The 25,249-nt window shown below is 71.5% G+C and carries 19 protein-coding genes and 1 pseudogene; 5 read left to right on the top strand and 15 right to left on the bottom strand.

The window, feature by feature from the left end; translation table 11 throughout:
• The first annotated feature begins 87 nt into the window (after window positions 1-87).
• Window positions 88-708, top strand: coding sequence for a hypothetical protein (locus ACQCO7_RS32460; protein WP_409115311.1), 621 nt, complete (start codon window positions 88-90; stop codon window positions 706-708).
• Window positions 709-904: 196 nt separating this feature from the next.
• Here the strand turns inward: ACQCO7_RS32460 and ACQCO7_RS32455 are convergent, their stop codons facing one another.
• From ACQCO7_RS32455 to ACQCO7_RS32435, 5 genes are all read right to left on the bottom strand, one after another.
• Window positions 905-1,498: a hypothetical protein gene (locus tag ACQCO7_RS32455; protein WP_464075131.1), complete on the bottom strand. Its 594-nt coding sequence runs from the start codon at window positions 1,496-1,498 to the stop codon at window positions 905-907.
• A 68-nt stretch (window positions 1,499-1,566) separates the two neighbouring features.
• On the bottom strand, window positions 1,567-2,268 hold the full coding sequence (locus tag ACQCO7_RS32450) for a ribonuclease HII (protein ID WP_464075130.1): 702 nt from the start codon (window positions 2,266-2,268) through the stop codon (window positions 1,567-1,569).
• Window positions 2,269-2,542: 274 nt separating this feature from the next.
• Window positions 2,543-3,484 carry an ADP-ribosylglycohydrolase family protein gene (locus ACQCO7_RS32445; RefSeq protein ID WP_464075129.1) on the bottom strand — a complete coding sequence of 314 codons (942 nt, stop codon included), beginning with the start codon at window positions 3,482-3,484 and terminating at the stop codon, window positions 2,543-2,545.
• An 11-nt stretch (window positions 3,485-3,495) separates the two neighbouring features.
• Window positions 3,496-4,155: a histidine phosphatase family protein gene (locus ACQCO7_RS32440; RefSeq protein ID WP_050372222.1), complete on the bottom strand. Its 660-nt coding sequence runs from the start codon at window positions 4,153-4,155 to the stop codon at window positions 3,496-3,498.
• Window positions 4,156-4,248: 93 nt separating this feature from the next.
• Window positions 4,249-4,854 carry a YdbC family protein gene (locus tag ACQCO7_RS32435; RefSeq protein WP_464075128.1) on the bottom strand — a complete coding sequence of 202 codons (606 nt, stop codon included), beginning with the start codon at window positions 4,852-4,854 and terminating at the stop codon, window positions 4,249-4,251.
• 140 nt (window positions 4,855-4,994) lie between these two features.
• Between ACQCO7_RS32435 and ACQCO7_RS32430 the strand changes: the two genes are divergently transcribed.
• Window positions 4,995-5,528 (top strand): TerD family protein, encoded by a 534-nt coding sequence (locus ACQCO7_RS32430; protein ID WP_464075127.1) that lies wholly within the window; start codon window positions 4,995-4,997, stop codon window positions 5,526-5,528.
• Between the two features lie 92 nt (window positions 5,529-5,620).
• On the opposite strand, the gene ACQCO7_RS32425 is transcribed toward ACQCO7_RS32430, so the two are convergent.
• Both ACQCO7_RS32425 and nrdR read right to left on the bottom strand, forming a co-directional pair.
• Window positions 5,621-8,512 (bottom strand): vitamin B12-dependent ribonucleotide reductase, encoded by a 2,892-nt coding sequence (locus ACQCO7_RS32425; RefSeq protein ID WP_464075126.1) that lies wholly within the window; start codon window positions 8,510-8,512, stop codon window positions 5,621-5,623.
• A 168-nt stretch (window positions 8,513-8,680) separates the two neighbouring features.
• Window positions 8,681-9,229 (bottom strand): transcriptional regulator NrdR, encoded by a 549-nt coding sequence (nrdR, locus tag ACQCO7_RS32420; protein ID WP_464075125.1) that lies wholly within the window; start codon window positions 9,227-9,229, stop codon window positions 8,681-8,683.
• 301 nt (window positions 9,230-9,530) lie between these two features.
• On the opposite strand from nrdR, the gene ACQCO7_RS32415 reads away from it, so the two are divergent.
• Both ACQCO7_RS32415 and lexA read left to right on the top strand, forming a co-directional pair.
• Window positions 9,531-9,656 carry a hypothetical protein gene (locus ACQCO7_RS32415; RefSeq protein ID WP_464075124.1) on the top strand — a complete coding sequence of 42 codons (126 nt, stop codon included), beginning with the start codon at window positions 9,531-9,533 and terminating at the stop codon, window positions 9,654-9,656.
• Window positions 9,657-9,780: 124 nt separating this feature from the next.
• Window positions 9,781-10,560: a transcriptional repressor LexA gene (lexA, locus tag ACQCO7_RS32410; RefSeq protein ID WP_464075123.1), complete on the top strand. Its 780-nt coding sequence runs from the start codon at window positions 9,781-9,783 to the stop codon at window positions 10,558-10,560.
• Between the two features lie 181 nt (window positions 10,561-10,741).
• On the opposite strand, the gene ACQCO7_RS32405 is transcribed toward lexA, so the two are convergent.
• The 4 genes and pseudogenes from ACQCO7_RS32405 to ACQCO7_RS32390 form a co-directional block, all read right to left on the bottom strand.
• Entirely contained in the window at window positions 10,742-12,715 is a 1,974-nt protein-coding gene (locus tag ACQCO7_RS32405) for an ATP-dependent DNA helicase (protein WP_464075122.1), read from the bottom strand.
• Window positions 12,716-13,037: 322 nt separating this feature from the next.
• Window positions 13,038-13,700: a GNAT family N-acetyltransferase gene (locus ACQCO7_RS32400; protein ID WP_464075121.1), complete on the bottom strand. Its 663-nt coding sequence runs from the start codon at window positions 13,698-13,700 to the stop codon at window positions 13,038-13,040.
• Window positions 13,701-13,742: 42 nt separating this feature from the next.
• Window positions 13,743-15,713 (bottom strand): IucA/IucC family protein, encoded by a 1,971-nt coding sequence (locus ACQCO7_RS32395; RefSeq protein WP_464075120.1) that lies wholly within the window; start codon window positions 15,711-15,713, stop codon window positions 13,743-13,745.
• A gap of 198 nt (window positions 15,714-15,911) precedes the next feature.
• A pseudogene (locus ACQCO7_RS32390) lies at window positions 15,912-16,790 on the bottom strand (aminotransferase class III-fold pyridoxal phosphate-dependent enzyme); the annotation flags it as partial.
• 356 nt (window positions 16,791-17,146) lie between these two features.
• Between ACQCO7_RS32390 and ACQCO7_RS32385 the strand changes: the two are divergent.
• On the top strand, window positions 17,147-18,373 hold the full coding sequence (locus tag ACQCO7_RS32385) for a trypsin-like serine peptidase (protein ID WP_464075119.1): 1,227 nt from the start codon (window positions 17,147-17,149) through the stop codon (window positions 18,371-18,373).
• A gap of 64 nt (window positions 18,374-18,437) precedes the next feature.
• Here the strand turns inward: ACQCO7_RS32385 and hflX are convergent, their stop codons facing one another.
• The 4 genes from hflX to dapF form a co-directional block, all read right to left on the bottom strand.
• Entirely contained in the window at window positions 18,438-19,931 is a 1,494-nt protein-coding gene (gene hflX / locus ACQCO7_RS32380; RefSeq protein ID WP_464075118.1) for a GTPase HflX, read from the bottom strand.
• Between the two features lie 225 nt (window positions 19,932-20,156).
• Window positions 20,157-21,728, bottom strand: coding sequence for a M1 family metallopeptidase (locus tag ACQCO7_RS32375; protein WP_464075117.1), 1,572 nt, complete (start codon window positions 21,726-21,728; stop codon window positions 20,157-20,159).
• Between the two features lie 146 nt (window positions 21,729-21,874).
• The gene (locus ACQCO7_RS32370; protein ID WP_464075116.1) at window positions 21,875-24,031 is read right to left on the bottom strand and encodes a RelA/SpoT family protein; all 2,157 of its coding nucleotides are present in this window, start codon (window positions 24,029-24,031) and stop codon (window positions 21,875-21,877) included.
• 288 nt (window positions 24,032-24,319) lie between these two features.
• Entirely contained in the window at window positions 24,320-25,198 is an 879-nt protein-coding gene (gene dapF, locus ACQCO7_RS32365; protein ID WP_464075115.1) for a diaminopimelate epimerase, read from the bottom strand.
• Window positions 25,199-25,249: the final 51 nt, after the last annotated feature.

Here is a 25,249-nt window from a genome sequence, read left to right as displayed (position 1 = left end):
GCCTGAGGTCAGGCAGGGCTCTGTTTGCGGTGCGTGCCCCCCGAATTCGCCCCGCCCGCTGTGTGGGCCGTAGCCGAAGGGAGGATCGTGACCTTCGGATTCGCGCCGTCCTCGGCGGCATCGCTCTCGACGTCCGAGACCGCCGCTTCCGCCAACCGCTTGCTCGAACCCGCGGAATGGGCCGCGGCGGGAATCCCGCTGCTGCGCAACCCGCGCGAGGTCGTGAGCGGGCTGCACGCGCGGCACAGGCCGAGACCGTCGACCGCGATCGTGGCCGTGCTCGACCCGGACGAACGGCTGTGCGCCAGCGCCTCGTTCGTGCGTCGCCCGGCGGCGGCCGACGGCTGGATGTTCCGCAACGCGCTGCTCGCCCAGTTGCGCCGGGTCATCCCGCACGACCTGCGGCGGCGGACCCCGGTGCGGACGGCGGTGCTGCTCTACTGCCGTGAGGGCGACGCGCGCTGGACGGAGGAGGACGGCGCGTGGATGTGGGGCCTGCGCGACGCGTGCACGCTGCACGGGCTGCGCTGCGGGGCGTACATCACGCTCACGCGCGACGGCTGGCAGGTCCTGGGCGAGGGCCGGGGCGGCCGGCGTCCCAACTCGGAGTCCCTGCCGGAGCCCTTCGGCCTCTCCGAGGCCCCGCCTCCGCTCCCGAGGACCGGCGGCGCCGTCTCGGACGTCCTGAGGCGCGCGGCGGCCCGCTGAGGGCCCGCCGGGGACGGCGCGCGAAACGGCCGCGACACTGTCGTACGGACGACAGGCCGCGGCCTCCTCGGAACACGACGAGCAGCTGAAGCGCGCGTGCGTGGGGACACCACGTTTCGCGCGCACGCGCGAGGCGACACCAGCGAGGTCTGCCTCACAGCGACGGACAACGCCGTTTCGCGCGCACGCGCGAGGGTCAGACCCCGGCGCCGAGCGCCGCGTCGGCGTGCTGCGGGTCGCCGCAGACGATCAGCAGGGCGCCCGCCTTGGACCGGGCCAGCGGCAGGACGGTCGCGATGGAGTCGTCGGGACCGCCGTTGACGGCGACCACGACGACGGGGCGCTGAGCGGCACGGCTCGCGCCCGCGGCGTCCGTGTAGAAGACGTCGTCACGCGCGTCGTGCTGGGCCCAGTAGGACGCCTCGCCGAAGGTCAACTCGTGGGCGGACCACGGGTGTTGGGCGCCGGTGGTGATCACCAGCAGGTCGCCGGGGGCGCGGCCCGACTCCAGCAGCAGGTCCACGGCCTCCTCCGCGGCGTCCAGGGCGCCCTCCGCCGAGGCCGGGATCGACTGGATCTGAACGGCCGCGGGGGCGGCAGGGGCCGTGTCGCGCGGGGTGCGCTGCGCGGGGGCCATGGGCCGGGGGCCCGGACGACCGGGACGCGGCGGGGCCGCGGGACGGGGGCCGGGAACGGGACGAGGGGTCTGCGCGCTACGGCCGGCGGCCGGAGTGGTGCGGGGACCCTGGGCACTCTCGTGAATCTGAGGCTCCTCGGGAATGAGAGGCATGAGCTGATTTTTATCAAACGCTGGTGCGACACGCGCCAGGGGGTGGCACATCAGTGCGAGCGGTCGCGTCAGAAGTCGAAGCCGAGCTGGCCCTCGATCTCCGGAGTGCTTCCATCCGCCCAGCTGCGGGCCTTCTTCAGGTGCCGCCATTGCGGCAGCCCGTCGAGATAGGCCCACGAGAGCCGGTGGTACGGGGTGGGCCCCCGCTCCTCCAGCGCGGCCTTGTGCACGGGTGACGGATACCCGGCGTTGTCCGCGAAACCGAAGTCTGCATGGTCGACACCCAGTTCGGCCATCATTTTGTCGCGCTGGACCTTGGCGATCACCGAGGCCGCCGCGACGGCCACGCACGACTGGTCGCCCTTGATGACGGTACGGACCCGCCAGGGCACACCGAGGTAGTCGTGCTTGCCGTCGAGGATGACCGCGTCGGGCCGGACCGGGAGGGTCTCCAGGGCACGGACCGCCGCGAGCCGCAGGGCCGCGGTCATGCCCATCCCGTCGATCTCCTCGGGCGACGCGTGCCCCAGGGAGTACGACGTCACCCACCCCCTGAGTTCCTCGGCGAGTTCTGTACGTCGCTTGACGGTCAGCAGCTTGGAGTCGGTGAGGCCCGTGGGAGGCCGACGCAGTCCGGTGACCGCCGCGCAGACGGTGACGGGACCGGCCCAGGCTCCCCGGCCAACCTCGTCGACACCGGCGATGACCTTCGCTCCGGTCGTCGCACGGAGGGAGCGCTCGACGGTGTGAGTGGGTGGTTCGTACGGCATGGCGGTCTTAGCCTACGCCGCCGCGCCCGGTGCTCGGCACCCCGGCCCGTCCAGTGGCGGACACAGCGGCGACCGTTCGCTGCCGCACCGCAAAGAGCCTCGCGGGACCGGCGGTTCACGACCTCACGTTTGCCGCTTCGGCCAACGGGTACGGCGACGGCGCGAGCGCATCCCGGGTCGCGCCCCGTCGCACACGTGAAGTGAACGGCAACGCAAGCCGATCGTCGTACGAGGCGTACCGAAGCGTCCCGTCGTACGGCTCACGCCCCGCCGCTCACGCCCCCGCCGACAGCCACCCCGGGAACGCCTCTGTACGCCGTACCCACTCCTCGGGCGGCGCCCCCGCGCTCCCCGCCGCGACGATCCCGCCCACGATCGCGCAGGTCGTGTCGACGTCCCCGCCGGCCTGGGCCGTCGTCCAGAACGCCGACCCGTAGTCACCGAGGGCACGTGCCGCCGACCAGAGCGCGAAGGGGACCGTGTCGTGGGCGGTGGTGCGCCGTCCGCAGCCGAGGACGGCGGCGACGGTGCCCGGGTCGGCGTAGTCGAGCATGTCGCGGGCCCGCCTGAGGCCCGCGGAGACGGCGCTGCGGGGGACGAGGGCGAGGACCCCGTCGAGGAGGGCCTCGGGGGCGGGCGGGCCGTCCGCGGAGGCTGCGAGGGCTGCGGCGGCGGCCACGGCCATGGCGCCGGCGACGGCCTCGCGGTGCTGGTGGGTGGGGTAGGCGGAGATCTCGGCCTGGTGGGTGGCCTGCTCGGGGTCGTCGGCGTACCAGGCACCGAGCGGGGCGATGCGCATGGCCGCGCCGTTGCCCCAGGAGCCCTGGCCGTCGAAGAGCGCGGCGGACAGCTCCCGCCAGTCGCCGCCCTCGCGCACGAGCCGCAGGAGCCGGTTGACGGCCGGGCCATAGCCGCGGTCGAAGTCGTGGTGCACGGCGAAGGAGCGGGCCAGCGCGTCCTGGTCGACGCGGTGGTGGGCGGCGAGGACGGCGACGACGGAGCAGGCCATCTCCGTGTCGTCGGTCCACTGCCAGTCGCCGGGCGGCAGCTCGCGGCGGGCGAGCAGCGGGTAGTTCTCCGGGACGAAGAACTGGGAGCCGAGGGCGTCTCCCACTGACAGCCCGCGCAGGCTGTTCAGGGCGCGTACCAGGCGCTCGTCTGTCGAAGAAGTCGAAGGGACAGAAGGGTCGGAGGGGACGGAAGGGGCGGGAGTCATCGCCGCTCACCTTATCCGGTGACGCCGTAGGGCTCCGGGGTCCGCCAGCGGTCGAACGGCCGGTCGAGGGTGTACCTGCCGTCATCCCCTAGAACGAGCATCCTCATCTCCGCGTTCCCGGGATTCGACAGGGATTCGAAATCGGCGACGGTCCAGTGGAACCAGCGCATGCAGAACAGCCGCATCGCGAGGCCGTGGGTGACGATCAGGACGTTCGGCGGGTGGTCGGGGTCCTCGAAGCTGCGGAACAGGCTCTCCAGGAAGCCGCCGACCCGGTCGTACACGTCGGCGCCGCTCTCGCCCTGGGCGAAGCGGTAGAAGAAGTGGCCGTAGGCGTCCCGGTACGCCTTCTGGAGGCGTACGTCGTCGCGGTCCTGCCAGTTGCCCCAGTCCTGTTCGCGCAGCCGGGGCTCCTCGCGCACGCGTATGCGCGCGGGGTCGAGGTCGAAGGCGCTCAGGGTCTCGTGGGTGCGCCGGTACGGGGAGACGTACACGCTGACCTGTTCGTCGCCGAAGATCTCCCGGACCCGCTCCCCGGTGGTCTCCGCCTGCCGCCGGCCCTTGTCGGTGAGGGCCAGCGCGTGGTCGGGTTCGCGTTCGTAGACGGTGTCATCAACATTGCCCGTTGACTCCCCGTGCCGGACAAGGACGATGCGCCGTGGTCGTGCCATGCCGAAACCCTAGATCGAGTCACGCGGTTTCGAGCACCCGTACGGGCTCCATACGGCGTAGGTCACACGGAACGGGCACCTGCGGAAGCGGTCTCAGACCGTCCAGGCGGACTCCATCTCGACGATGTCCCCGGTGAGGGCGGCGATGTCGGCCTCGATCTGGGCGCGCAGCGCGAGCCGTTCGATGCGCTCGGTGCGGTACTTGCCGTGCTCGGCCTCGGAGCGCCACATGGACAGGACCATGAACTCGTTGCCGGGCGCCTCGGCGAACAGGCCGCGGATCATGCCGGGCGAGCCGGCCATCGCGGGGTTCCAGACCTTCTCCTGCATCAGCGTGAAGTGCTCGGCGCGCTCCTCGTGGACCCGGGAGAGGGCGACGCGCAGCAGGTCGGCGTCGGTGAAGCGGGGTTCGAAGCCGGTCTTGACGTCGAAGCGGTGGTCGAAGAGGCGCACCTGGGCGTCGCGGAAGGTGCCCACCTGGGAGGCCGCGAGCCGGTCGTAGGAGCGGGCCATGAAGGAGTCGTAGAAGGCGCGGCTCTCCCAGAAGGCGAAGACATGCGCGACCCCAGGACGGCTCCGGCTCCAGCCGCCGCCCTGTCCGCGGAATCCCGGCTCCCCCAGAAGCCCCGCCCACTTCCGCTGTCCCCGTTCGAAACCTCTGCGGTCCACCACGGTGCAGCGAATCCACTTGACCAGCACCGCGCCATGGTAAGGCCCCGGGGCGTGGCGCCGGTCACCCTCGGCCGGGCGCTCGCGCACATGCACGTGGCAGGATGGACAACCGGCCCTGATGACCGGGCAGTTCGGGCCATGAAGCGCTGGGGAGAAGGGGAAGCCTGATGAACGGCCTCATCAAGGGGATCCGCAAGGTGGAGATCTCGGTCAAGTGGGATCCCAGTCCGGCGGGGCAGCCCGCGACCGATCTGGACATCGTCGCCGGGACGTACCTCCAGAGCGATCCGCAGGGCGCTCCCGGTTTCGTCGTGCACTTCGACAGCCGGTCGCCCGACGGCACGATCTACCTCAACCGCGACAGCAAGGACGGCAAGGGCTTCGGCTGGGACGAGGTGATGACGCTCGAACTCGACCGGCTGGACGCGCGCTACGGCCGTGTCGTGGTCGGCGTCGTGATCCAGCAGCGCCCCGACCACCGGACGTTCGTCAGCGTCGCCAACCCGCGGTTCCGTATCCGCGAGGGCTACACCGTCCTGGCGGAGGGCGACTTCGGCGACATCCTCGGCTCCACGGCCGCCACCCTCGCCGCGTTCGTCCGCGACCCGAAGGACGGCTGGGAGTTCCACGACGGCGTCCACGGCTTCGAGGACGACCCGGCCGATTTCACCCGCGTCATGGGGACGGTCCGCCCGTCCTGACGAGGCACACCCGTGCGACGAGGTAAGGGGCGTCGGCCATGGCCGACGCCCCTTACCTCTGGCACCTATCCGTCAGTGCCCGCGTTCACAGGTCAGCTGCATCCGCTGGTCGAGCCGCAGCCCTCGCAGATGTAGCAGGAGCCGGCGCGCTGCATCTTCGTACCGCAGGAGAAGCAGAGCGGGGCGTCGGCATGGATGCCGAGCTGCATCTCGACCAGTTCGGCGCTGGTGTGGGCCTGCTTGGGGGCGGGCACGGCGACCGGGGCGGCCTTGGTGGCGACGGCCGCAGAGGCCGTCTGGAGCGGCGCGGACTGGGCCAGGCCCTCGACGTCGACCTCGTCCTCGGCCGGTTCGTACGAGCCGGTCTCCAGGTGGCGCTGGCGCTCCTCGGCGGAGTGGATGCCGAGCGCGGAGCGGGTCTCGAAGGGCAGGAAGTCCAGCGCCAGGCGGCGGAAGATGTAGTCGACGATCGACTGGGCCATCCGCACGTCGGGGTCGTCGGTCATGCCGGCCGGCTCGAAGCGCATGTTGGTGAACTTCGAGACGTACGTCTCCAGCGGGACGCCGTACTGGAGGCCGACGGAGACCGCGATGGAGAAGGCGTCCATCATGCCCGCGAGGGTGGAGCCCTGCTTGGACATCTTCAGGAAGACCTCTCCGAGGCCGTCGTCCGGGTAGGAGTTGGCCGTCATGTAGCCCTCGGCGCCGCCGACCGTGAAGGACGTGGTGATGCCGGGACGGCCCTTGGGGAGGCGCTTGCGGACCGGGCGGTACTCGATGACCTTCTCGACGGCCTCGCGGATCGTCGCCTCGGCCTTCTCGGTGACCTCGGTCTTCTCCTTGGAGTCCTTGGTCTTCGCGGAGAGGGGCTGACCGACCTTGCAGTTGTCGCGGTAGATCGCGAGCGCCTTGACGCCGAGCTTCCACGCCTCGAAGTAGATCTCCTCGACCTCCTCGACGGTCGCCGTCTCCGGCATGTTGACCGTCTTGGAGATGGCGCCGGAGATCCAGGGCTGGATCGCGGCCATCATCCGGACGTGGCCCATCGGGGAGATGGCGCGCTCACCCATGGCGCAGTCGAAGACCTCGTAGTGCTCGGTCTTGAGGCTGGGGGCGTCGATCACGTTGCCGTGCTCGGCGATGTGGGCGACGATCGCCTCGATCTGCTCCTCCTGGTAACCCAGACGGCGCAGGGCCTGCGGGACGGTGCCGTTCACGATCTGCATCGAGCCGCCGCCGACCAGCTTCTTGAACTTGACCAGGGCGAGGTCGGGTTCGACGCCGGTGGTGTCGCAGGACATCGCGAGGCCGATGGTGCCGGTCGGGGCGAGGACCGACGCCTGGGCGTTACGGAAACCGTTCTGCTTGCCGAGGCGCAGGACGTCCTGCCATGCCTCGGTGGCCGCGGCCCAGACCGGGGTGTCGAGGTCGTCCATGGTGACGGCGGCGCTGTTCGCGTCGGCGTGCTGCTTCATGACGCGGTTGTGGGCGTCGGCGTTGCGCGCGTAGCCGTCGTACGGGCCGACGACCGCGGCGAGTTCGGCGGAGCGGCGGTAGGCCGTACCGGTCATCAGGGAGGTGATGGAGCCGGCGAGGGTACGGCCGCCGTCGGAGTCGTACGCGTGGCCGGTCGCCATCAGGAGGGCGCCGAGGTTGGCGTAGCCGATGCCGAGCTGGCGGAAGGCGCGGGTGTTCTCGCCGATCTTCTGGGTGGGGAAGTCGGCGAAGCAGATGGAGATGTCCATCGCGGTGATGACGAGTTCGACGACCTTCTGGAAGCGCTCGGCCTCGAAGGACTGCTCGCCCTTGCCGTCGTCCTTGAGGAACTTCATCAGGTTCAGCGAGGCGAGGTTGCAGGACGTGTTGTCCAGGTGCATGTACTCGCTGCACGGGTTCGACGCGGTGATGCGGCCGGACTCGGGGCAGGTGTGCCAGTTGTTGATCACACCGTCGTACTGGATGCCCGGGTCGGCGCAGGCCCAGGCGGCCTCGGCGAGCTTGCGGAAGAGCGCCTTGGCGTCGACCGTCTCGATGATCTCGCCGGTCAGGCGGGCGCGCAGGCCGAACTCGGTGCCGTTCTCGACGGCGGTCATGAACTCGTCGTTCACGCGGACCGAGTTGTTGGCGTTCTGGTACTGGACCGACGTGATGTCGTCGCCGCCGAGGTCCATGTCGAAGCCCGCGTCGCGCAGGGCGCGGATCTTCTCCTCCTCCTTCACCTTCGTGGCGATGAAGTCCTCGACGTCCGGGTGGTCGACGTCCAGGACGACCATCTTGGCCGCGCGGCGGGTGGCGCCACCGGACTTGATGGTGCCGGCCGAGGCATCGGCGCCGCGCATGAAGGAGACCGGGCCCGAGGCGTTGCCGCCGGAGGAGAGGAGTTCCTTGGAGGAGCGGATGCGGGAGAGGTTCAGGCCGGCGCCGGAGCCGCCCTTGAAGATCATGCCCTCTTCCTTGTACCAGTCGAGGATCGACTCCATGGAGTCGTCGACGGCCAGGATGAAGCAGGCGGACACCTGCTGGGGCTGCGGGGTGCCGACGTTGAACCAGACGGGGCTGTTGAAGCTGAAGATCTGGTGCAGGAGGGCGTACGCCAGTTCGTGCTCGAAGATCTCCGCGTCCGCGGGCGAGGCGAAGTACTTGTACTCCTCACCGGCCTTCGTGTACGTCTTCACGATGCGGTCGATCAGCTGCTTGAGGCTGACCTCGCGCTGGGGGGTGCCGACCGCTCCGCGGAAGTACTTGCTGGTGACGATGTTGACCGCGTTCACCGACCAGAAGTCGGGGAACTCGACGCCACGCTGCTCGAAGTTGACCGAGCCGTCGCGCCAGTTGGTCATGACGACGTCACGGCGCTCCCAGACCACCTCGTCGTACGGATGCACGCCGGGGGTGGTGTGGATGCGCTCGATGCGCAGGCCCTTGGTGGCCTTGGCTCCCTTGGCGCGGGAACCTCGCGCCGGACCGCTCGCCGTCTCTGTCATGCCGCCTCCCTGGTACAGGCAAAAACGCCCAGAAATGCCACGTTGTTCCCGTGACACAGTGTGATTTCTGAAGTTGCGGGCACCCAAACGCTCTTCCGCCCGCAACAGGTCTCTTCATCGCCGACGCCGGGCCGGCCCCGGTGTCTCCGCCCGGTGCCGGCCGCCGGGTCAGCCGGCGGTAGCGGCGGGCCCGGGCACCTGAACGGCCCCGGCCCCACCGGTGTCCTCCGGGACCGCGCCCTCGCGGACGTCGTCGTCCGCGGCCGGGGGTCCCGTCTGGTTCCTGAGTTCCACGATCGCGGCCTCGAAGTCCTCCAGCGAGTCGAACGCCCGGTAGACCGAGGCGAACCGCAGATAGGCGACGAGGTCGAGTTCCTGCAACGGGCCGAGTATGGCCAGCCCCACGTCGTGGGTCGTCAGCTCGGCGCTTCCGGTGGCCCGTACGGCCTCCTCGACCCGCTGGCCGAGCTGGGCGAGGGCGTCCTCGGTGACAGGCCGTCCCTGGCACGCCTTGCGCACGCCGTTGATGACCTTGGTGCGACTGAAGGGTTCGGTGACTCCGGAGCGCTTGATCACCATCAGCGAGCAGGTCTCCACCGTCGTGAAACGACGGGAGCAGTCAGGACACTGACGGCGCCTGCGGATCGACGTGCCGTCGTCGGTCGTACGGCTGTCGACCACACGGCTGTCGGGGTGCCTGCAGAAGGGGCAGTGCATGGATTCCCAACCCTCCTCACAGCAGACTCGATGGCCTCACGGGCCCCTGGGGCCTCACGAAGCAGCCCCCAGCATAGGCGATCCCCAGGGGTGCGAACACACGGGGCACCACAACTTCTGGGCCACGTTGCCAATCCAACCACTAGATGTGGGGGATTGACGAATAAACCCAGGCCATTCCCGCGTGTCGCGCCGACAGGGCGCCCGACGACGACCCCACGCGTACACGCGCGCGGGACGCCACCTGGGCACATGGGGAGATTGCGTGAGCGCGGGAGGGAGGAGAGGTGGGACTCGGGCCTTGATCCCCGCCGGACAGGGCGGCGGCTGGCAGACTGGGACGACGGCCCACAAGGCCACCGGTGACAGCGGTGACAGCGGTGAAGGGTACGACGTCAGCCCGTTCCGCGCGCCGGACACGGCGTGAGCCATACACCTGGACACATGATCAAGTCCAACTCTTCGAGGTTTTTCACTCGAACGTGTGTTTGGCGCAACCTTTCGAAAGCAACTACCGTTGTCAAGCAGGGAGACCATCGAGAGGGGCCGCCGTGACCACCACCGCAGACAGTGCCACCATCACCGCCCAGGAGCGCTCCCAGGGCCGACTCGACCCGGTGCACGCGATGAACGAAGCCACACATCCCGAGGGGCACAAGCGCTCCCTGCCGGGCCGACCTCCAGGCATCCGGGCTGACAGCTCGGGCCTGACCGACCGGCAGCGCCGGGTGATCGAGGTCATCAGGGATTCCGTGCAGCGGCGGGGCTACCCACCGTCCATGCGGGAGATCGGCCAGGCCGTCGGCCTGTCCAGCACGTCCTCGGTGGCGCACCAGCTGATGGCCCTGGAGCGCAAGGGCTTCCTGCGCCGTGACCCCCACCGCCCGCGCGCGTACGAGGTGCGCGGTTCCGACCAGTCGGTCTCCGCGCAGCCGACGGACACCGCGGGCAAGCCCGCCGCGTCGTACGTCCCGTTGGTCGGCCGGATCGCCGCCGGTGGCCCGATCCTCGCGGAGGAGTCCGTCGAGGACGTCTTCCCGTTGCCCCGTCAGCTCGTGGGCGACGGTGAGCTGTTCGTGCTGAAGGTCGTCGGCGACTCGATGATCGAGGCCGCGATCTGCGACGGCGACTGGGTGACCGTCCGCCGCCAGCCCGTCGCCGAGAACGGCGACATCGTCGCAGCGATGCTCGACGGGGAGGCGACGGTCAAGCGCTTCAAGCGCGAGGACGGCCATGTGTGGCTGCTTCCGCACAACGCCGCGTACGAGCCGATCCCCGGTGACGACGCGACGATCCTCGGCAAGGTGGTGGCCGTACTGCGCCGCGTCTGAGGCGGTGCGCGGGCGGGCCTTCCTGCTGCGCCTCCGCCCTGTTGACTGGGCCCCGGGATCCCTGCGCCGGTTCCGGGGCCCTGTGTTGTCTTCTTACGGGGCCTTGGGATGCCGCGGAGTACTCGGTCTTGAGGTGCGCTCGGTGGGGGGCGAGTCGCGGCTCGCCCCCTCCTTCACGCCCTCACGCTCCCGCCTGCTTCGCCGCCGCGTCGATCGCCGCGAGGGACTTGCGGACCTGGTTGCGGTCCGTCGTGTACCAGAAGTCGGGCATGGAGGACTTCAGATAGCTGCCGTAGCGCGCGGTGGCGAGGCGTTGGTCCAGGACGGCCACGACACCCCGGTCACCCGTCGCGCGGACGAGTCGGCCGGCGCCCTGGGCCATCAGGAGGGCCGCATGGGTGGCGGCGACGGACATGAAACCGTTGCCCCCGGCCTCCTCGACCTTCTTCTGCCGGGCGCTCATCAGCGGGTCGTCGGGGCGCGGGAACGGGATCTTGTCCATGACGACGAGCTGGCAGCTGGGCCCGGGCACGTCGACGCCCTGCCAGAGCGAGAGCGTGCCGAACAGGCACGTCCTCGGGTCCGCCGCGAAGTTCTTGATCAGCTCGCCGAGCGTCTCCTCGCCCTGGAGGAGGATCGGGAACTCCGGCATGCGCACGCGCAGTTCCTCGGCGGCGAGCTGGGCGCCCCGCATCGACGAGAACAGGCCGAGCGTACGGCCGCCGGCCGCCTGGACGAGGTCGGCCAGTTCGTCCAGCATGTCCGCGCGGTCACCGTCGCGCGCGGGGCGCGAGAGGTGCTTGGCGACGTACAGGATGCCCTGGCGGGGGTAGTCGAAGGGCGAGCCGACGTCGAGGCCCTTCCACTGCGGCAGGTCCTCGCCCTCGACGCCCTCCGGAGCGAGCCCGAGGGACGCGCCAACGCCGTTGAAGTCGCCGCCCAGCTTCAGTGTGGCGGAGGCCAGGACGACCGAGCGGTCCGCGAAGAGCTTCTCTCGCAGCAGGCCCGACACGGACATCGGCGCGACGCGCAGGGACGCACCGAAGCGGTCGTGGCGCTCGTACCAGACGACGTCGTACTCGGAGCCCTGCACGATGCGCTCCGCCACGTCGTGGACGGTCTCCACCGACGCCAGCGCCTGCTTGCGGACCGCGTCCTCGTCCTGGACGGACTTGTCGCGGGTCGTGCCGAGCGCGGAGATCACCGTACGGCCCGCGTCGCGCAGGGCCGTCAGCGCGTAGCCGAGGTCTTCCGGCAGCTCTTCGAGGCGTCCGGGCAGGGCCAGTTCCATCAGCCGCTCGAAGCCCTCGGCCGCGGTCTGGAGCTGGTCGGCGACCTTCTCGTCGACCAGCTTGGCGGCGCGCCGTACCGCGCGGTTGACCTGTCCCGGGGTCAGCTCGCCGGTCGCGACGCCGGTGACCCGGGAGACCAGTTCGTGCGCCTCGTCGACGATCAGGACCTCGTGCTGCGGGAGGACCGGGGCACCCTCGATGGCGTCGATCGCGAGCAGCGCGTGGTTGGTGACGACGACCTCGGCGAGCTTGGCGCGCTCGCGGGCCGTCTCGGCGAAGCACTCCGCGCCGTACGCGCACTTGGAGGCGCCCAGGCACTCGCGGGAGGAGACCGACACCTGCGCCCACGCGCGGTCGGACACGCCCGGGGTGAGGTCGTCGCGGTCGCCCGACTCCGTCTCGTCCGACCAGTCGCGCAGCCGCAGCAGGTCCTGGCCCAGCTTGCTGGAGGGGGCCGCCGCCTCGAACTGGTCGAAGAGGCCCTCCTCCTCGTCCTGCGGCACGCCCTCGTGCAGCCGGTGCAGGCACAGGTAGTTCGATCTGCCCTTGAGCATCGCGAACTCCGGGCGGCGGCGCAGCAGGGGGTGCAGGGCGTCGACCGTGCGCGGGAGGTCACGTTCCACGAGCTGGCGCTGGAGGGCGAGGGTGGCGGTCGCGACCACCACCCGCTCGCCGTGCGCAAGCGCGGGGACGAGGTATCCCAGCGACTTTCCGGTGCCGGTGCCGGCCTGCACCAGCAGATGGGAGCCGTCGTCGATCGCCTCCGCGACGGCTTCGGCCATGGTCACCTGACCGGGACGCTCCGCGCCGCCGACGGAGACGACGGCGGCATGCAGGAGTTCGGGGAGAGAGGGCTTCGTCATAGCGCGACCACCCTACGGCCCGGGACTGACAATCGTGCCGCCGATCGGGGGGTGGGGGGTGGGATCGGGGTGGGGTGTGGAGTGGGAGGGGGCGTGAGGGAGTGGGGTGGGCGCCGGGGTCCGAAGGGGTGGAGGGGGCCTGGCGAGTGGTGGAAGGGCCCGGCGAATGCGTGGGGTTCGGCGGGCTGGATGCGGTTCGGAGGGGGCTCGACGGAGGGCTCGGAGGGGGGCTCGGAGGGGGGCTCGGAAAAAAGTCTGGGCGACGAGGGAACTCGGACGGCATCCAGAACGTCACTATGAGTAACGAAGCAAGTTCGAGCAGTCACCAGAAGCCCGGGAGGGTGGGGTCCGTGAACTGGGGAAGCCGGCCCTCGGGCGGAGGGCACAGGGAATCACGGTCGCGCGTCACGAGCACCGCCCGCTTGGAGGGGAGGTCGACCTCGCCGATGCGCTCGAAGCCGGAGGTGTGGAAGATGCGGAGGGAAGGAGCGTTGCGGACGTCCGGTTCGGCGATGACCCGGGGGCAGTCGGGGCGCTTTTCGAGGATGAGGTCGGCGACCGTCCGCAGCAGGACTCCGCCCAGCCCTCTCCCCCGGTCCCGTGCGTCCCCGATGAGGAGGTGCAGGCCGGTGTCGTGCGGCAGGGCGGGGTAGTAGCGGGCCAGCGGGTCGAGGTCCGCGCGGTAGATCTCCCAGTAGCTCATCGGCGTACCGTTCAGCACCCCCAGGCAGGGGACGCTGCGCCCGCCGCCCTGGAGCTGGACCCGGATGTGCCGGGTGGTCCGGATCTCGGGGCCCGCCAGGTCCCAGTAGGCGGCTACGGCCGGGTCGTTCATCCAGCGGGCGACCAGAGGGATTCCCCGGTCGAACGTCACGGGGATGAGGTGGAAGATGCCGACATGGCAGAGGGTGGGGCCCCAGTCGGCGACCCCGTCCAGAAGGTCTCCGGTGGTGCTGGGGTCGTCGTGACCTTTCGTGGTCGGCACAGGAACGCTCCTTTCGGGAGGCTGATGAAGAGAGGCGGGGGTCTAGGAGGAGGCGAGGGGGTTGGCGATGGTGACGTAGACGGACTGGGTGTCGACCGGGCCGACGAGTTCGTCGAGGCCGTGCAGCCGGGTCAGGAGGTTCGCCTTGCAGCGCAGGACGGGTGAGTCGAGCAGCCGGGCAGGGAGGGAGGTGCGCATCCGCCGGGGGCCGGCGGCGGCCGATGCGAGGAAGCGGCGGAAGGAGGCGAGCAACAGGCTTTCGTCCACGAGGCGTTCGGAGCCGAACGCGCCGATCAGGCCGAGCACGTTGTTGATGCCGAGGTAGTAGGCGAGGCGCTCGTCGGTGACCTCGTCGGAGACGAACGTGTCGCTGGAGGCGCCGATGCCGGGGAGCCGGGCGTCGAGGTCGGCGCGGCGGGACTCCCGGAAGTAGTAGCCCTGGTTGTCCCGGTACCGGCCGCCCGCGGGCCAGCCGTCGGGGTCCAGGAGCAGGAGGGTGTTCTGCTGGTGGGCCTCCAGGGCGATCCCCGCCTCGCCGTCGAGCCACAGCACCGGGCGGACGACGTGTTCCAGGTACCGCAGGAACCACTCGACGGCGACGGCGCCGCGGGGGCGGGCGCTGCGGGAGGCGAGCCGGTCCACGAGGGTCGTGAGACGGGAACGGAAGGAGAGGAGGTCCAGGTGGTGATCGGTCAGGGGACGGCGGGCGCCGGGCAGGGGCCCGGGGGCGTGCGGGCGGGGCGACACCAGGCCGGCGACGCACGAGACGTCGTCCGACGGGGCGAAGGGGTTGTGCCGGATCACCACGTCCAGTCCGGTCACGGGCCGGCCCTCGCGGTCGTCGACGGCGAGCCAGGCCGGGTCGCGGACGATGTCGAAGTGTGGGTGGGCGGCGTGCCACTCCCGGGCGAGGCCGGTGCGCAGGAGGCGGTGCACCTCGACGCCCCGGTGGAGTTCCTTGCGGAGGTTCTCCCTGCGGGAGTTGGTGATGCGCAGTGCCAGCGAGAGTTTGAGCATCGCGGGGGCGCCGGAGCGGTGGACGGTGCGGACCGAGGAGGTGGGGTGCCAGACAGGGCCGTACGGGGCGAGGTCCCTCAGCAGCCCGGCGTCCAGCAGGGCCGCGACCTCAGGGCGGTGCCGGGTCTCGTGGAACTGCCAGGGGTGCAGGGGGAGGGCGGCGTATCCCTCGGGCAACGGGAGCCCGGGGCCGGCCAGTCGGGCGGTCAGGTGCTCCGCGCGGACCCCTCGTCCGCTCTCGGTCCAGGCGGAGTCGGTGGCGAGTACGGACGGGGCGACAGCGAGCCAGTGAAGGGGGAACGAGCCGCGTGACTCGGGTGAGTAGCGAAGGGTTTCGGCGTCGGTCAGGCCCTCCCGGCTCTTCGGGGTGGGGTGGAGGGGGTGCCCCAGGAGGAGGGATTGTTCGGCGGCGAGGAACAGGTCGGGGGTGTCGGAGTGGGGGGTTTGGCGGTCGGTGAGGAAGAGGGTTGCGCGGCGGAGGGAGTCGGCTACGCGGGGGACGAGGTCGGAGGGGTCTGCGGGGTGGGGCGGTGTGCCGTGGGTGGGGACGGGGCTGTCGACGGCTCGGTCGCGGGCCGGTGCCGCGTCGGCTGTGCGGGCCGGTGCCGGGACGGTGGCGCCGGGCTGTGCCTCACGGGCCGGTCCTGTAGGGGCAGCGCCCGAGTGTGCCTCGCGGGTCAGCAGGGCCGCGAGCGTGATCGCGTCCAGTGGCGGGGCCGGGGCGGGGGCGTCGGCGAGCGTCGGGGGGCCGAAGCGGTGCAGGCCGGTGGGGGACCAGTAGTGGACGGGGGCGAGCAGGGTGAGGCCGGAGGACGGGAGGGGGATGCGGAGGTGGTCGGTGTCGGGGGGCGGTACGGATGTCTCGCGCGCCCAGCAGCGGAGGAGGTTCTCCGTGGCGGCGGCTTGGGCGGTGGCGTGGGGGGCGGGGTGGCCAGCAGCGGGGGCGGGGAGGGAGTGGGGGGCGGAGGCTGGTCGTCTGGTGGGTTCGGTGTGCACGGAGGGTCCTTGTGGGGGGGTGGGTGGCCCGTGAGGTGGCCGGTGAGCAGTGAGGGGCTAGGTCGGGGGTGTCGCGCGTGGGGGCGGCGGGTCCGTACGGCGGTGGGCGTGGTGCTCGCCCGGCGTGGAGAGGCGGGTGGCGGGGTCTCGGGCGGTGTGGTCGCGGGTGACCGTCATGGCGGGGTCGTGGATGGCAGGGGCGCAGGTGACCGCCGTGGCGAGCTGGTTGCCGGGGAACGCGCCCGCGTGGGCGCCGGGTTCCCCCACGAGGTCGTCGCGGTGGACGATCACCGCGAGGGGCAGGCTGCCGCCGATGGCCTGGGAGAGGACCATGACGTCGGGGGTGATCCCGCTGTGCTCGACGGCCCGGAAGGCGCCAGTACAGCCGACGCCGGTCTGGATCTCGCCGGCGATCAGGGAGACGCCCCGGTCGGCGGTGACCTGCCGCACCCGGCGCAGCCAGTCGTCCGGCACGGGGACGACGCCGCCCTCGCCCTGGACGGGTTCGAGGATCACGCACCCGGGGCGGGGCACGCCCGGCTGGGCCCCGTCGAGGACGGACTCGGCCCAGCGGACGGCGAGTTCGGCACCCCTCTGGCCGCCGACGCCGTAGGGACAGCGGCAGCCGTACGGATAGGGCACCCCACCGGAGACGCCGGCGGCGGTCGCGTGGTGGGCGTCGCTGAAGGCGAGGGCCCCGGTGCGGCCGGTGGCGGTGCGGGCCAGCATGGGGGCCGCCGCCACGGCGTCCGTCCCGGCGGGCCCGCAGAAGCGCACGCGCGCGTGGCCGGCGAGTCCGGGCGGAAGGGTGCGCAGCAGCTCGGTGACGAAGGCGTCCTTGACGGGGGTCGCGAGACCGGGGGCGTGCAGCGGCGCCCCGGAGTCGAGGAGCTTGCGGATCGCCGCGAGGACGACGGGATGGTCGTGCCCGAGCGCCCCGCCCCCCGAGAGGCAGTCCAGGTACCGCCCGGCCCCCTCGACGGTCAGCCCGCGCGCCCGCACCGGCACGATCGGCAGTGCACAGGTCCGCTCCCCCGCCCCGATCACCTCCACGGCCGCCCGCCTTCCCTCGCCCAGGAACGGGACCCCGGTCGCGCCCCCGCCCGGCCCCACCGCTACCAACCCCGCTCCGGCCGACGGGTTACGGCCTCACCGAAGATCGTCCGCGCGGCGGGAGGGACACCGGCGACGGAAGCGACGCCACCCGGCTCGCGCACCCCTTGGGGCGCCCGGTCCGAACCGTTTCTCCGCCCAACTCCCCAGTTCAGGCAGCCCGTAGCGAAACCGTTGCCGTTCCCACGGAAGTCCCCCACAGCGAGCGCATATCGTGTGTTGCCGTTCCACGTGACCGTGGGATCGGCCCGAACTCGCCGTTGGCGCGGGCGATTTCACGGCATTGCACCATGTTCACGAAAAGCAGGGGGAGTTCAGACATGCCATCGATACGGCCGCCGTTCACCACTCGTCGAGGGGACGGCGCGCGCCCACGCCGCAGGGCGGTACTGTCCGCGGCGGCCCTCGCCTCGGTGCTCGCGCTCACCGCCACCGCGTGCGACGGGGACGACCAGGCGGCCGGTTCGCCCTCGGCGGCGGCCTCCGCCTCCGAGTCCGGCGGCGGGAAGGTCCAGATCCCGGACGACCTGCTGGACCGGCTCAAGAAGCACGGCATCGACCTCGACAAGTGGAAGAACGGCGCCTGGAAGAACTGGGACAAGAACGACTGGCTGCGTGAGGCGCAGGACTTCGTCAACCCGATCATCGAGGGCCTGTGGGACCCGGACCGGATGCGGGACGCGCAGGACCCGGACCGTGGCGTCGACGACAGCGACCTCGCGGGCGACCAGGGCGTGACGGACCGGGAGCCGTCGCCGGTGGACGCGAAGGCGGTCGCCGCGAAGTACCACGCGAACGTGCCGGAGGCGGGCAAGCTGCTCTTCGACTCCCCCGAGGGCTCGATGGTCTGCTCGGCGACGGTCGTCGAGGACCCGGCGCACCCCGGCCGGTCCAACCTGGTGTGGACGGCGGGCCACTGCGTGCACGCCGGCAAGAACGGCGGCTGGTACCGCAACATCGCGTTCGTCCCGTCGTACAACGACAGCGCGATGCCGACGTCGGCGCTCCGGACGACGACGCGCGAGCAGGTCGCGCCGTACGGCGTGTGGTGGGGCGACTGGGCGCAGACCTCGCAGCAGTGGATCGCGCAGGGCGGCCCGAAGGGCGGTGACGGCGCGCCGTACGACTTCGCGGTCATCCACGTCACCCCGGAGAAGGGCGGCTCCGGCAAGTCGCTGGAGGAGACGGTCGGCGGGGCGCTGCCGGTGGACTTCGCGGCGCCCGCGGTGGCGGACGTGTCGAGCATCACGGCGGCGGGCTACCCGGCGGCCGAGCCGTTCGACGGGCAGAAGCTGTACGAGTGCACGGACAAACCGGGCCGGCTCTCGCTGTCCTCGGCGGACCCGACGATGTACCGGATCGGCTGCACGATGACGGGCGGCTCCTCCGGCGGCGGCTGGACCGCGAAGAGGGCCGACGGCAGGCTGGCGCTGGTGTCCAACACGTCCATCGGCCCGGCCACCTCGGGCTGGCTCGCGGGACCGCGCCTCGGCGAGGTCGCCAAGGGCGTGTACGAGTCGGTGAGCAAGAGGTCCGCGGGCCAGTGACGCACCGAGGCGCCGCTCCCTCGCGCTGAGGGGGCGGCGCTTCGTCGTTGGGCGTACGCGCGCGTCAGACCGCCTGGGCGGGTACGTACGGCGCGAGGTCCGCGGCGAGTTCCTCGTGGACCCGCGCCTTCAGCAGCGTGCCCTCCGCGAGGTGCTCCTCGGAGAGGACCTCGCCCTCCGTGTGAGCGCGGGCGATCAGCTTGCCGTGCGTGTACGGCACCAGCGCCTCGATCTCGACGGACGGCCTCGGCAGCTCCTCGTCGATCAGCGCGAGCAGTTCGGCGATGCCCTCGCCGGTGCGCGCGGAGACCGCGATGGAGCGCTTCTCGATCCGCAGCAGCCGCTGGAGCGTGAGCGGGTCGGCGGCGTCCGCCTTGTTGATCACGACGATCTCGGGTACGCCGGTGGCGCCGACGTCCCTGACGACCTCGCGCACGGCCGCGAGCTGCTCCTCCGGGGCGGGGTGCGAGCCGTCCACCACGTGCAGGATCAGGTCGGACTCGCCGACCTCCTCCATGGTGGAGCGGAACGCCTCGACCAGGTGGTGCGGCAGGTGCCGGACGAAGCCGACGGTGTCCACCAGGGTGTAGAGACGCCCGCTCGGGGTCTCCGCGCGGCGGACGGTCGGGTCCAGGGTCGCGAACAGGGCGTTCTCGACCAGGACGCCCGCGCCGGTGAGGCGGTTGAGCAGGGAGGACTTGCCGGCGTTGGTGTAGCCCGCGATGGCGACGGACGGCACCTTGTGGCGCTTGCGCTCCTGGCGCTTGATCTCGCGGCCGGTCTTCATCTCCGCGATCTCCCGGCGCATCTTCGCCATCTTCTCGCGGATCCGGCGCCGGTCCGTCTCGATCTTGGTCTCACCGGGGCCTCGGGTGGCGAGACCGCCGCCCTTGCCGCCGCCCATCTGGCGGGACAGGGACTGGCCCCAGCCACGGAGCCTCGGCAGCATGTACTGCATCTGCGCGAGCGCGACCTGCGCCTTGCCCTCCCGGGACTTGGCGTGCTGGGCGAAGATGTCGAGGATCAGGGCCGTACGGTCGATGACCTTGACCTTGACGACGTCCTCAAGGGCGATCAGCTGACCGGGGCTCAGCTCGCCGTCGCAGATCACGGTGTCGGCGCCGCTCTCCAGGACCATGTCGCGCAGTTCCTGGGCCTTGCCGGAGCCGATGAAGGTGGCCGGGTCGGGCTTGTCGCGGCGCTGGACGACGCCGTCGAGGACGAGCGCGCCGGCCGTCTCCGCGAGGGCCGCGAGCTCGGCGAGGGAGTTGTCCGCGTCCCGCGCGGTGCCGGTGGTCCAGACGCCGACGAGGACGACCCGCTCCAGCCGCAGCTGGCGGTACTCGACCTCGGTGACGTCCTCCAGCTCGGTGGAGAGGCCCGCAACGCGGCGCAGGGCCGCGCGCTCGGAGCGGTCGAACTGGTCGCCGTCCCGCTCCTCGTCGATCGTGTGGCTCCAGGCGACGTCCTCTTCCATCAGGGCATCGGCCCGAAGACCGTCGGAGTAGTCCTGCGCGAGGCGCTTGGTGTCCTGGGAAGCGGAAGAAGAGGAGGTCATTTGATCCTTACGTCGTCGAAGATGCCGCTAGGGCGCCTGTCACCCTGCTCAACGCACGAGCCCTGCGGAAGATTCCCGCATATCGGCCCCGTACCGCGCCGGCCCGAAAATGGTCGCACGCCCTGCCCCGCCTCGTCACGGGCTTATCGGGGAGACGGTGCGGCAGGGATGCGGGCCGGGCAGCGTCCCGTGCACGCGTACGGCGCGACAGCTACGGGTGCCCGCTCAGTGCCGCCCCTGCCGTACCGCCGGCGTCTCCTCCCCCGCCTTCGTGCTCGCCGGGGCCTGGGACTTCCAGTCCGGGTGGCCCGGCATCGGGGGCGTCTTCGTGCCGTAGAGCCAGGCGTCGAAGAACGCGGCGAGGTCGTGGCCGGAGACGCGTTCGGCGAGGCGGGTGAAGTCGGCGGTGCTCGCGACGCCGTCGTGGTTCTCGGTCACCCACGCGCGCTCCAGGCGCTCGAACGCGGGGCGGCCGATGGTCTCGCGCAGCGCGAACAGGACGAGGGCGGCGCCGTCGTAGACGACGGGGCGGAAGATGCTGATCTTCTGGCCGGGCTCGGGGCCCTTGGGAAGGGCGGGCGGGCCACCGGCCGCGCGCCAGCGGTCGGACGCGCCGTACGCGGCCTTCATACGAGCCTCCAGCGTGCGGCCCGCCTTCTCCTGCGCGTACAGGGCCTCGTACCAGGTGGCGTGCCCCTCGTTGAGCCACAGGTCGGACCAGGTGCGCGGGGAGACGCTGTCGCCGAACCACTGGTGCGACAGTTCGTGGACCATGATCGACTCGACGTACCAGGCGGGGTAGCCGGGTTCGGTGAACAGGTCCTTCTCGAACAGAGACAGGGTCTGCGTCTCCAGCTCGAACCCGGTGCTGGCACTCGCCATGAGCAGCCCGTACGTCTCGAACGGGTACGGCCCGACCTTCGACTCCATCCAGGAGATCTGGTCCGGCGTCTTCGCCAGCCACGGCTCCAGGGCGTCGCGGTCCGCGGTGGGGACGACGTCCCGTACGGGCAGGCCGTGCGGTCCCTCGCGGCGCAGGACGGTCGAGCGGCCGATGGAGACCTGGGTCAGCTCGGTCGCCATGGGGTGCTGGGTGCGGTACGTCCAGGTCGTCGTCCCGCGCGCGCGGTCGACGCCGGTGGGCAGACCGTTGGCGACGGCCGTGTATCCGTCGGGGGCGGTCACCCTGATGGTGAACATCGCCTTGTCCGAGGGGTGGTCGTTGCAGGGGAACACCAGGTGGCCGACGTCCGCCTGGTTCGCCATGGCGAGCCCGTCCGTGGTGCGCACCCAGCCGCCCTCGCCGTCCTCGGGAGGCATGGGGTCGCTGGTGTGCCGGACGGTGATCCGCATCCAGCTCCCCGCCGGGACGGCGCGGCGCGGGGTGACGACGAGGTCCTCGCCCGCGCGCGCGTAGTGCGCCGGTTCACCGTCGACCTCGACCGACTCGACGTCCCCGTGCGCGAAGTCCAGATTGACCCGCTCCAGCCGTTCGGTCGTCCACGCGTCGATCGTCGTCACCGCGCGCAGGGGCTTGTCGTTGCTCCCCGGGTACGTGAAGTCCAGGTCGTACGCGGCGACGTCGTACCCGGGGTTGCCGAGGTTCGGGAACAGTCGGTCCCCGACGCCGAGTTGCTCGGGGGGCGCGCTCGCGGCGACGAGGCACAGGGAGAGCGCGGAGGCGAGGAAGGCCGCCCGCGCGAGACGACGGTGACGCGGGCGGGCGTCCCGGGGGCGGGGTCCGGCGATCGCGGGACCGGTGGCCTCGGGGGCTTCGGTTCGAGGGCTGCGCAGCATGCCCCACGGCTACCAGCGCACACGCCCCCACCGACGCCGACTCGCGCCCGACCCACCCGAACGTGTTGCCCGGGTGGGGCCGAGTTGCCGGGGACCGGGGTCCCGCGTGCGTGCAGTTGCCCGGCGACCCCCTGCGCGCGTGCCCCTCAGTGCACTCCCGCGTGGTGCTGTGTCCGGCTCACGTCGTACACCCCAGGAACGTTTCTCATCGCGCGCATGAGGGCGGGCAGGTGGGCCGCGTCGGGGAGTTCGAGGGTGTAGGTGTGGCGGACACGCTGCTGGGACGGTGGTTCGACGGTGGCGGAGACGATCTCGGCGCCCTCCAGGGCGATCGCCTCGGTGAGGTCGGCCAGGAGGTGGGGGCGGCCGAACGATTCGGCTACGAGGGTGACGCGGCACTCGGTGGAGTCCCCCCAGTGGACGTCGGCCTCGGGCCGCCCGGCACCGCGCATGCGCGCGACGGCGGCGCACTCGACGCGGTGGACGGTGACCACGCCTCCGCGTACGGCGAACCCGGTGACCTCGTCGGCGGGCACGGGCGTACAGCACCCGGCGAGCCGCACGCCCACGCCGGGCCGCCCGGCGACGGAGATCGTGCTCCCCGCGCGCGGGGCGGACGACGGATGCGGCAGCGGCCCGTCAGCGGTACGACGGCCGCTCTGCCCCCGGAAGGCGGATTCGCCCTCCTCCGCCTGCCGCGCGGTGCCACGCGGCTCTGTGGGGTGCGTGGACAGCCACCGCTGGATGGCGATGCGCGCCGCGGGGGTGTGGGCGTGCTCCAGCCACTCCCTGGAGGGCTCGGAGGCGGGGTCCTGGCCCATGAGGAGCTGGACGGTGTCCCCGTCCCGCAGAGCGGTGCTGAGGGTCGCCAGACGGCCGTTCACGCGGGCGCCGATGCAGGCGTGCGCGTCCTCGCCGTACTGGGCGTAGGCGGCGTCGACGCAGGTGGCCCCGTCGGGCAGGCCGAGCGTGCCTCCGTCGGGGCGGAAGACGGTGATCTCGCGGTCCTGGGCGAGGTCCTCGCGCAGGGTCGACCAGAACGTGTCCGGGTCGGGCGCGGCCTCCTGCCAGTCGAGGAGCCGGGAGAGCCAGCCGGGCTTGGTCGGGTCGATGCGCTCGTCGCTCGCGGCCTGCTCCTCCGCCGGGCTCGCGTAGGGGTTGCCGAGGGCGACGACGCCGGCCTCGGCGACCTTGTGCATCCGGTGCGTGCGGATGAGCACCTCGGCGACCTGGCCGTCCTCGCGCGCGACGGCGGTGTGCAGCGACTGGTAGAGGTTGAACTTCGGTACGGCGATGAAGTCCTTGAACTCCGAGACGACGGGCGTCATGCAGGTGTGCAGTTCGCCCAGGACGGCGTAGCAGTCGGCGTCCTCGTTGACGAGGACCAGGAGCCGTCCGAAGTCCGAGCCGCGCATACGTCCGCGCTTGCGGGAGAAGCGGTGGACGGAGACGAAGTGCCGGGGCCTTATGTGGATCTCGGCCTGGATGCCGGCCTCGCGCAGGACGCCGCGCATGCCGTCGGCCATCTCGGCGAGCGGGTCGTCCGCGCGGGAGGCGTTGTCGACGATCAGCTCGCGCGTGCGGTCGTACTCCTCGGGGTGGAGGATCGCGAAGACCAGGTCCTCCAGTTCGGTCTTGAGGGCCTGCACGCCGAGGCGTTCGGCGAGCGGGATCAGGACGTCCCGGGTGACCTTCGCGATGCGCGCCTGTTTCTCGGGGCGCATCACCCCGAGGGTGCGCATGTTGTGCAGCCGGTCGGCGAGTTTGATCGACATCACGCGGACGTCGCTGCCGGTGGCCACCAGCATCTTGCGGAAGGTCTCGGGTTCGGCGGCGGCCCCGTAGTCGACCTTCTCCAGTTTCGTGACGCCGTCGACGAGATAACGGACCTCTTCGCCGAAGTGTTCCCGGACCTGGTCGAGCGTCACATCGGTGTCCTCGACGGTGTCGTGGAGCAGAGACGCCGTCAGGGTCGTGGTCTCCGCGCCGAGTTCGGCGAGGATCAGCGTCACCGCGAGGGGGTGGGTGATGTACGGCTCGCCGCTCTTGCGCATCTGGCCGCGGTGCGAGGACTCGGCCAGCACGTACGCGCGATGCAGCGGTTCGAGGTCGGCCTCGGGGTGGTGGGCGCGGTGGGCCTCGACGACATGGCCGATCGCGTCGGGCAGCCGGCCTCTGCCGGCCGGGCCCAGGAAGGCGGCACGACCCAGCCTGCGCAGGTCGATACGGGGGCGGCTGCGCCATCGGGGGACGGCGGGCACCACCGGGCCTGGGGTCGCGGGATTCGTCGCCTCCGCACTCATGGGCACCTCCGGCTGCGTGGACCGGCGGACGAGTGCCCCAGGGCGGACACGGCTCGGGGACTGGTTTCGGTCTCCCGTCCGGGCCGGTGCTTGATGCTACCGAGCCCACCATGTGCGGCTGACCGCCTCTCGCCGAGCGTGAAACGGATCACCCATTCGAGCGACACTCCGGTAGTTGACTGTTTCGAGCCATCGTGGCCGGAGCGGGTCGCACATTCCTGCCCTCCGAACGCGCGACAGGGGCGCACCCGTACGGTGACGGGCCGCCCCTGCCTGCGATGCGAAGCCCTACGCCGGTCGTCGTGAGGCACTTTCCAGCCACCCGGAATCGATCGTCCCTTCGGCGAGAATCACGGCGGGACCGGTCATCTCGATCTCGCCGTCGGGCCGTTCGGTGATGACGAGGCGCCCGCCGGGCACGTCCACGGTGTACGTCACGGGTGTGCCGGTGACGGCCGGATCGGCGCCGTCCCTGCGCGCGGTGGCGACGGCGACGGCGCACGCGCCCGTGCCGCACGAGCGGGTCTCGCCGGAGCCCCGCTCGTGCACCCTGAGGGCGACGTGCCGGGTGCCCCGGTCGACGACGAACTCGACGTTGACACCCTGCGGGTAGGCGGAAGCGGGGCTGACGGGCGGGGCGGTGAACAGGTCGCCCGCGTGCGCGAGGTCGTCGACGAAGGCAACCGCGTGGGGGTTGCCCATGTTGACGTTGCGCGCGGGCCAGCTGCGCCCGCCGACACTCACCTCGACGTCACCCTCGGGGAGGCGGGCACGGCCCATGCCGACCGTGACGTCCCCCTCCTTGTCGATGTGGACGCTCTTGACGCCCCCGCGCGTGGCGATCGCGAGGTCGCCCTCCTCGACGTGTCCGGCATGCTGGAGGTAGCGCGCGAACACGCGCACGCCGTTGCCGCACATCTCGGCCACCGAGCCGTCGCCGTTGCGGTAGTCCATGAACCACTCCGCCTCGGCCGCCATCGCGCGCGCCTCGGGATGCGCCGCGGACCGTACGACGTGCAGCAGTCCGTCGCCGCCGATGCCCGCGCGGCGGTCGCACAGGGCGGCCACGGCGGCGGGCGAGAGGTCCAGGGCGTTCTCCGGGTCCGGGACGATCACGAAGTCGTTCTCGGTCCCGTGCCCCTTGAGGAAGGCGATCCGCGTGCTCATTCCTCGATCGTACGGCGTGGGTACGACAGTCCCGCTCACACCGCGTGACGG

This window comes from Streptomyces saintjeani (assembly GCF_055409605.1).
This window is presented reverse-complemented; position numbering and strand designations above follow the sequence as displayed.

Coding starts and splice junctions, on each gene's coding strand:
- ACQCO7_RS32455 (WP_464075131.1), bottom strand. CDS start 1,498: ATGCCTCTCATTCCCGAGGAGCCTCAGATTCACGAGAGTGCCCAGGGT.
- ACQCO7_RS32450 (WP_464075130.1), bottom strand. CDS start 2,268: ATGCCGTACGAACCACCCACTCACACCGTCGAGCGCTCCCTCCGTGCG.
- ACQCO7_RS32445 (WP_464075129.1), bottom strand. CDS start 3,484: ATGACTCCCGCCCCTTCCGTCCCCTCCGACCCTTCTGTCCCTTCGACT.
- ACQCO7_RS32440 (WP_050372222.1), bottom strand. CDS start 4,155: ATGGCACGACCACGGCGCATCGTCCTTGTCCGGCACGGGGAGTCAACG.
- ACQCO7_RS32430 (WP_464075127.1), top strand. CDS start 4,995: ATGAACGGCCTCATCAAGGGGATCCGCAAGGTGGAGATCTCGGTCAAG.
- ACQCO7_RS32425 (WP_464075126.1), bottom strand. CDS start 8,512: ATGACAGAGACGGCGAGCGGTCCGGCGCGAGGTTCCCGCGCCAAGGGA.
- nrdR (WP_464075125.1), bottom strand. CDS start 9,229: ATGCACTGCCCCTTCTGCAGGCACCCCGACAGCCGTGTGGTCGACAGC.
- ACQCO7_RS32405 (WP_464075122.1), bottom strand. CDS start 12,715: ATGACGAAGCCCTCTCTCCCCGAACTCCTGCATGCCGCCGTCGTCTCC.
- ACQCO7_RS32385 (WP_464075119.1), top strand. CDS start 17,147: ATGCCATCGATACGGCCGCCGTTCACCACTCGTCGAGGGGACGGCGCG.
- hflX (WP_464075118.1), bottom strand. CDS start 19,931: ATGACCTCCTCTTCTTCCGCTTCCCAGGACACCAAGCGCCTCGCGCAG.
- ACQCO7_RS32375 (WP_464075117.1), bottom strand. CDS start 21,728: ATGCTGCGCAGCCCTCGAACCGAAGCCCCCGAGGCCACCGGTCCCGCG.
- ACQCO7_RS32370 (WP_464075116.1), bottom strand. CDS start 24,031: ATGAGTGCGGAGGCGACGAATCCCGCGACCCCAGGCCCGGTGGTGCCC.
- dapF (WP_464075115.1), bottom strand. CDS start 25,198: ATGAGCACGCGGATCGCCTTCCTCAAGGGGCACGGGACCGAGAACGAC.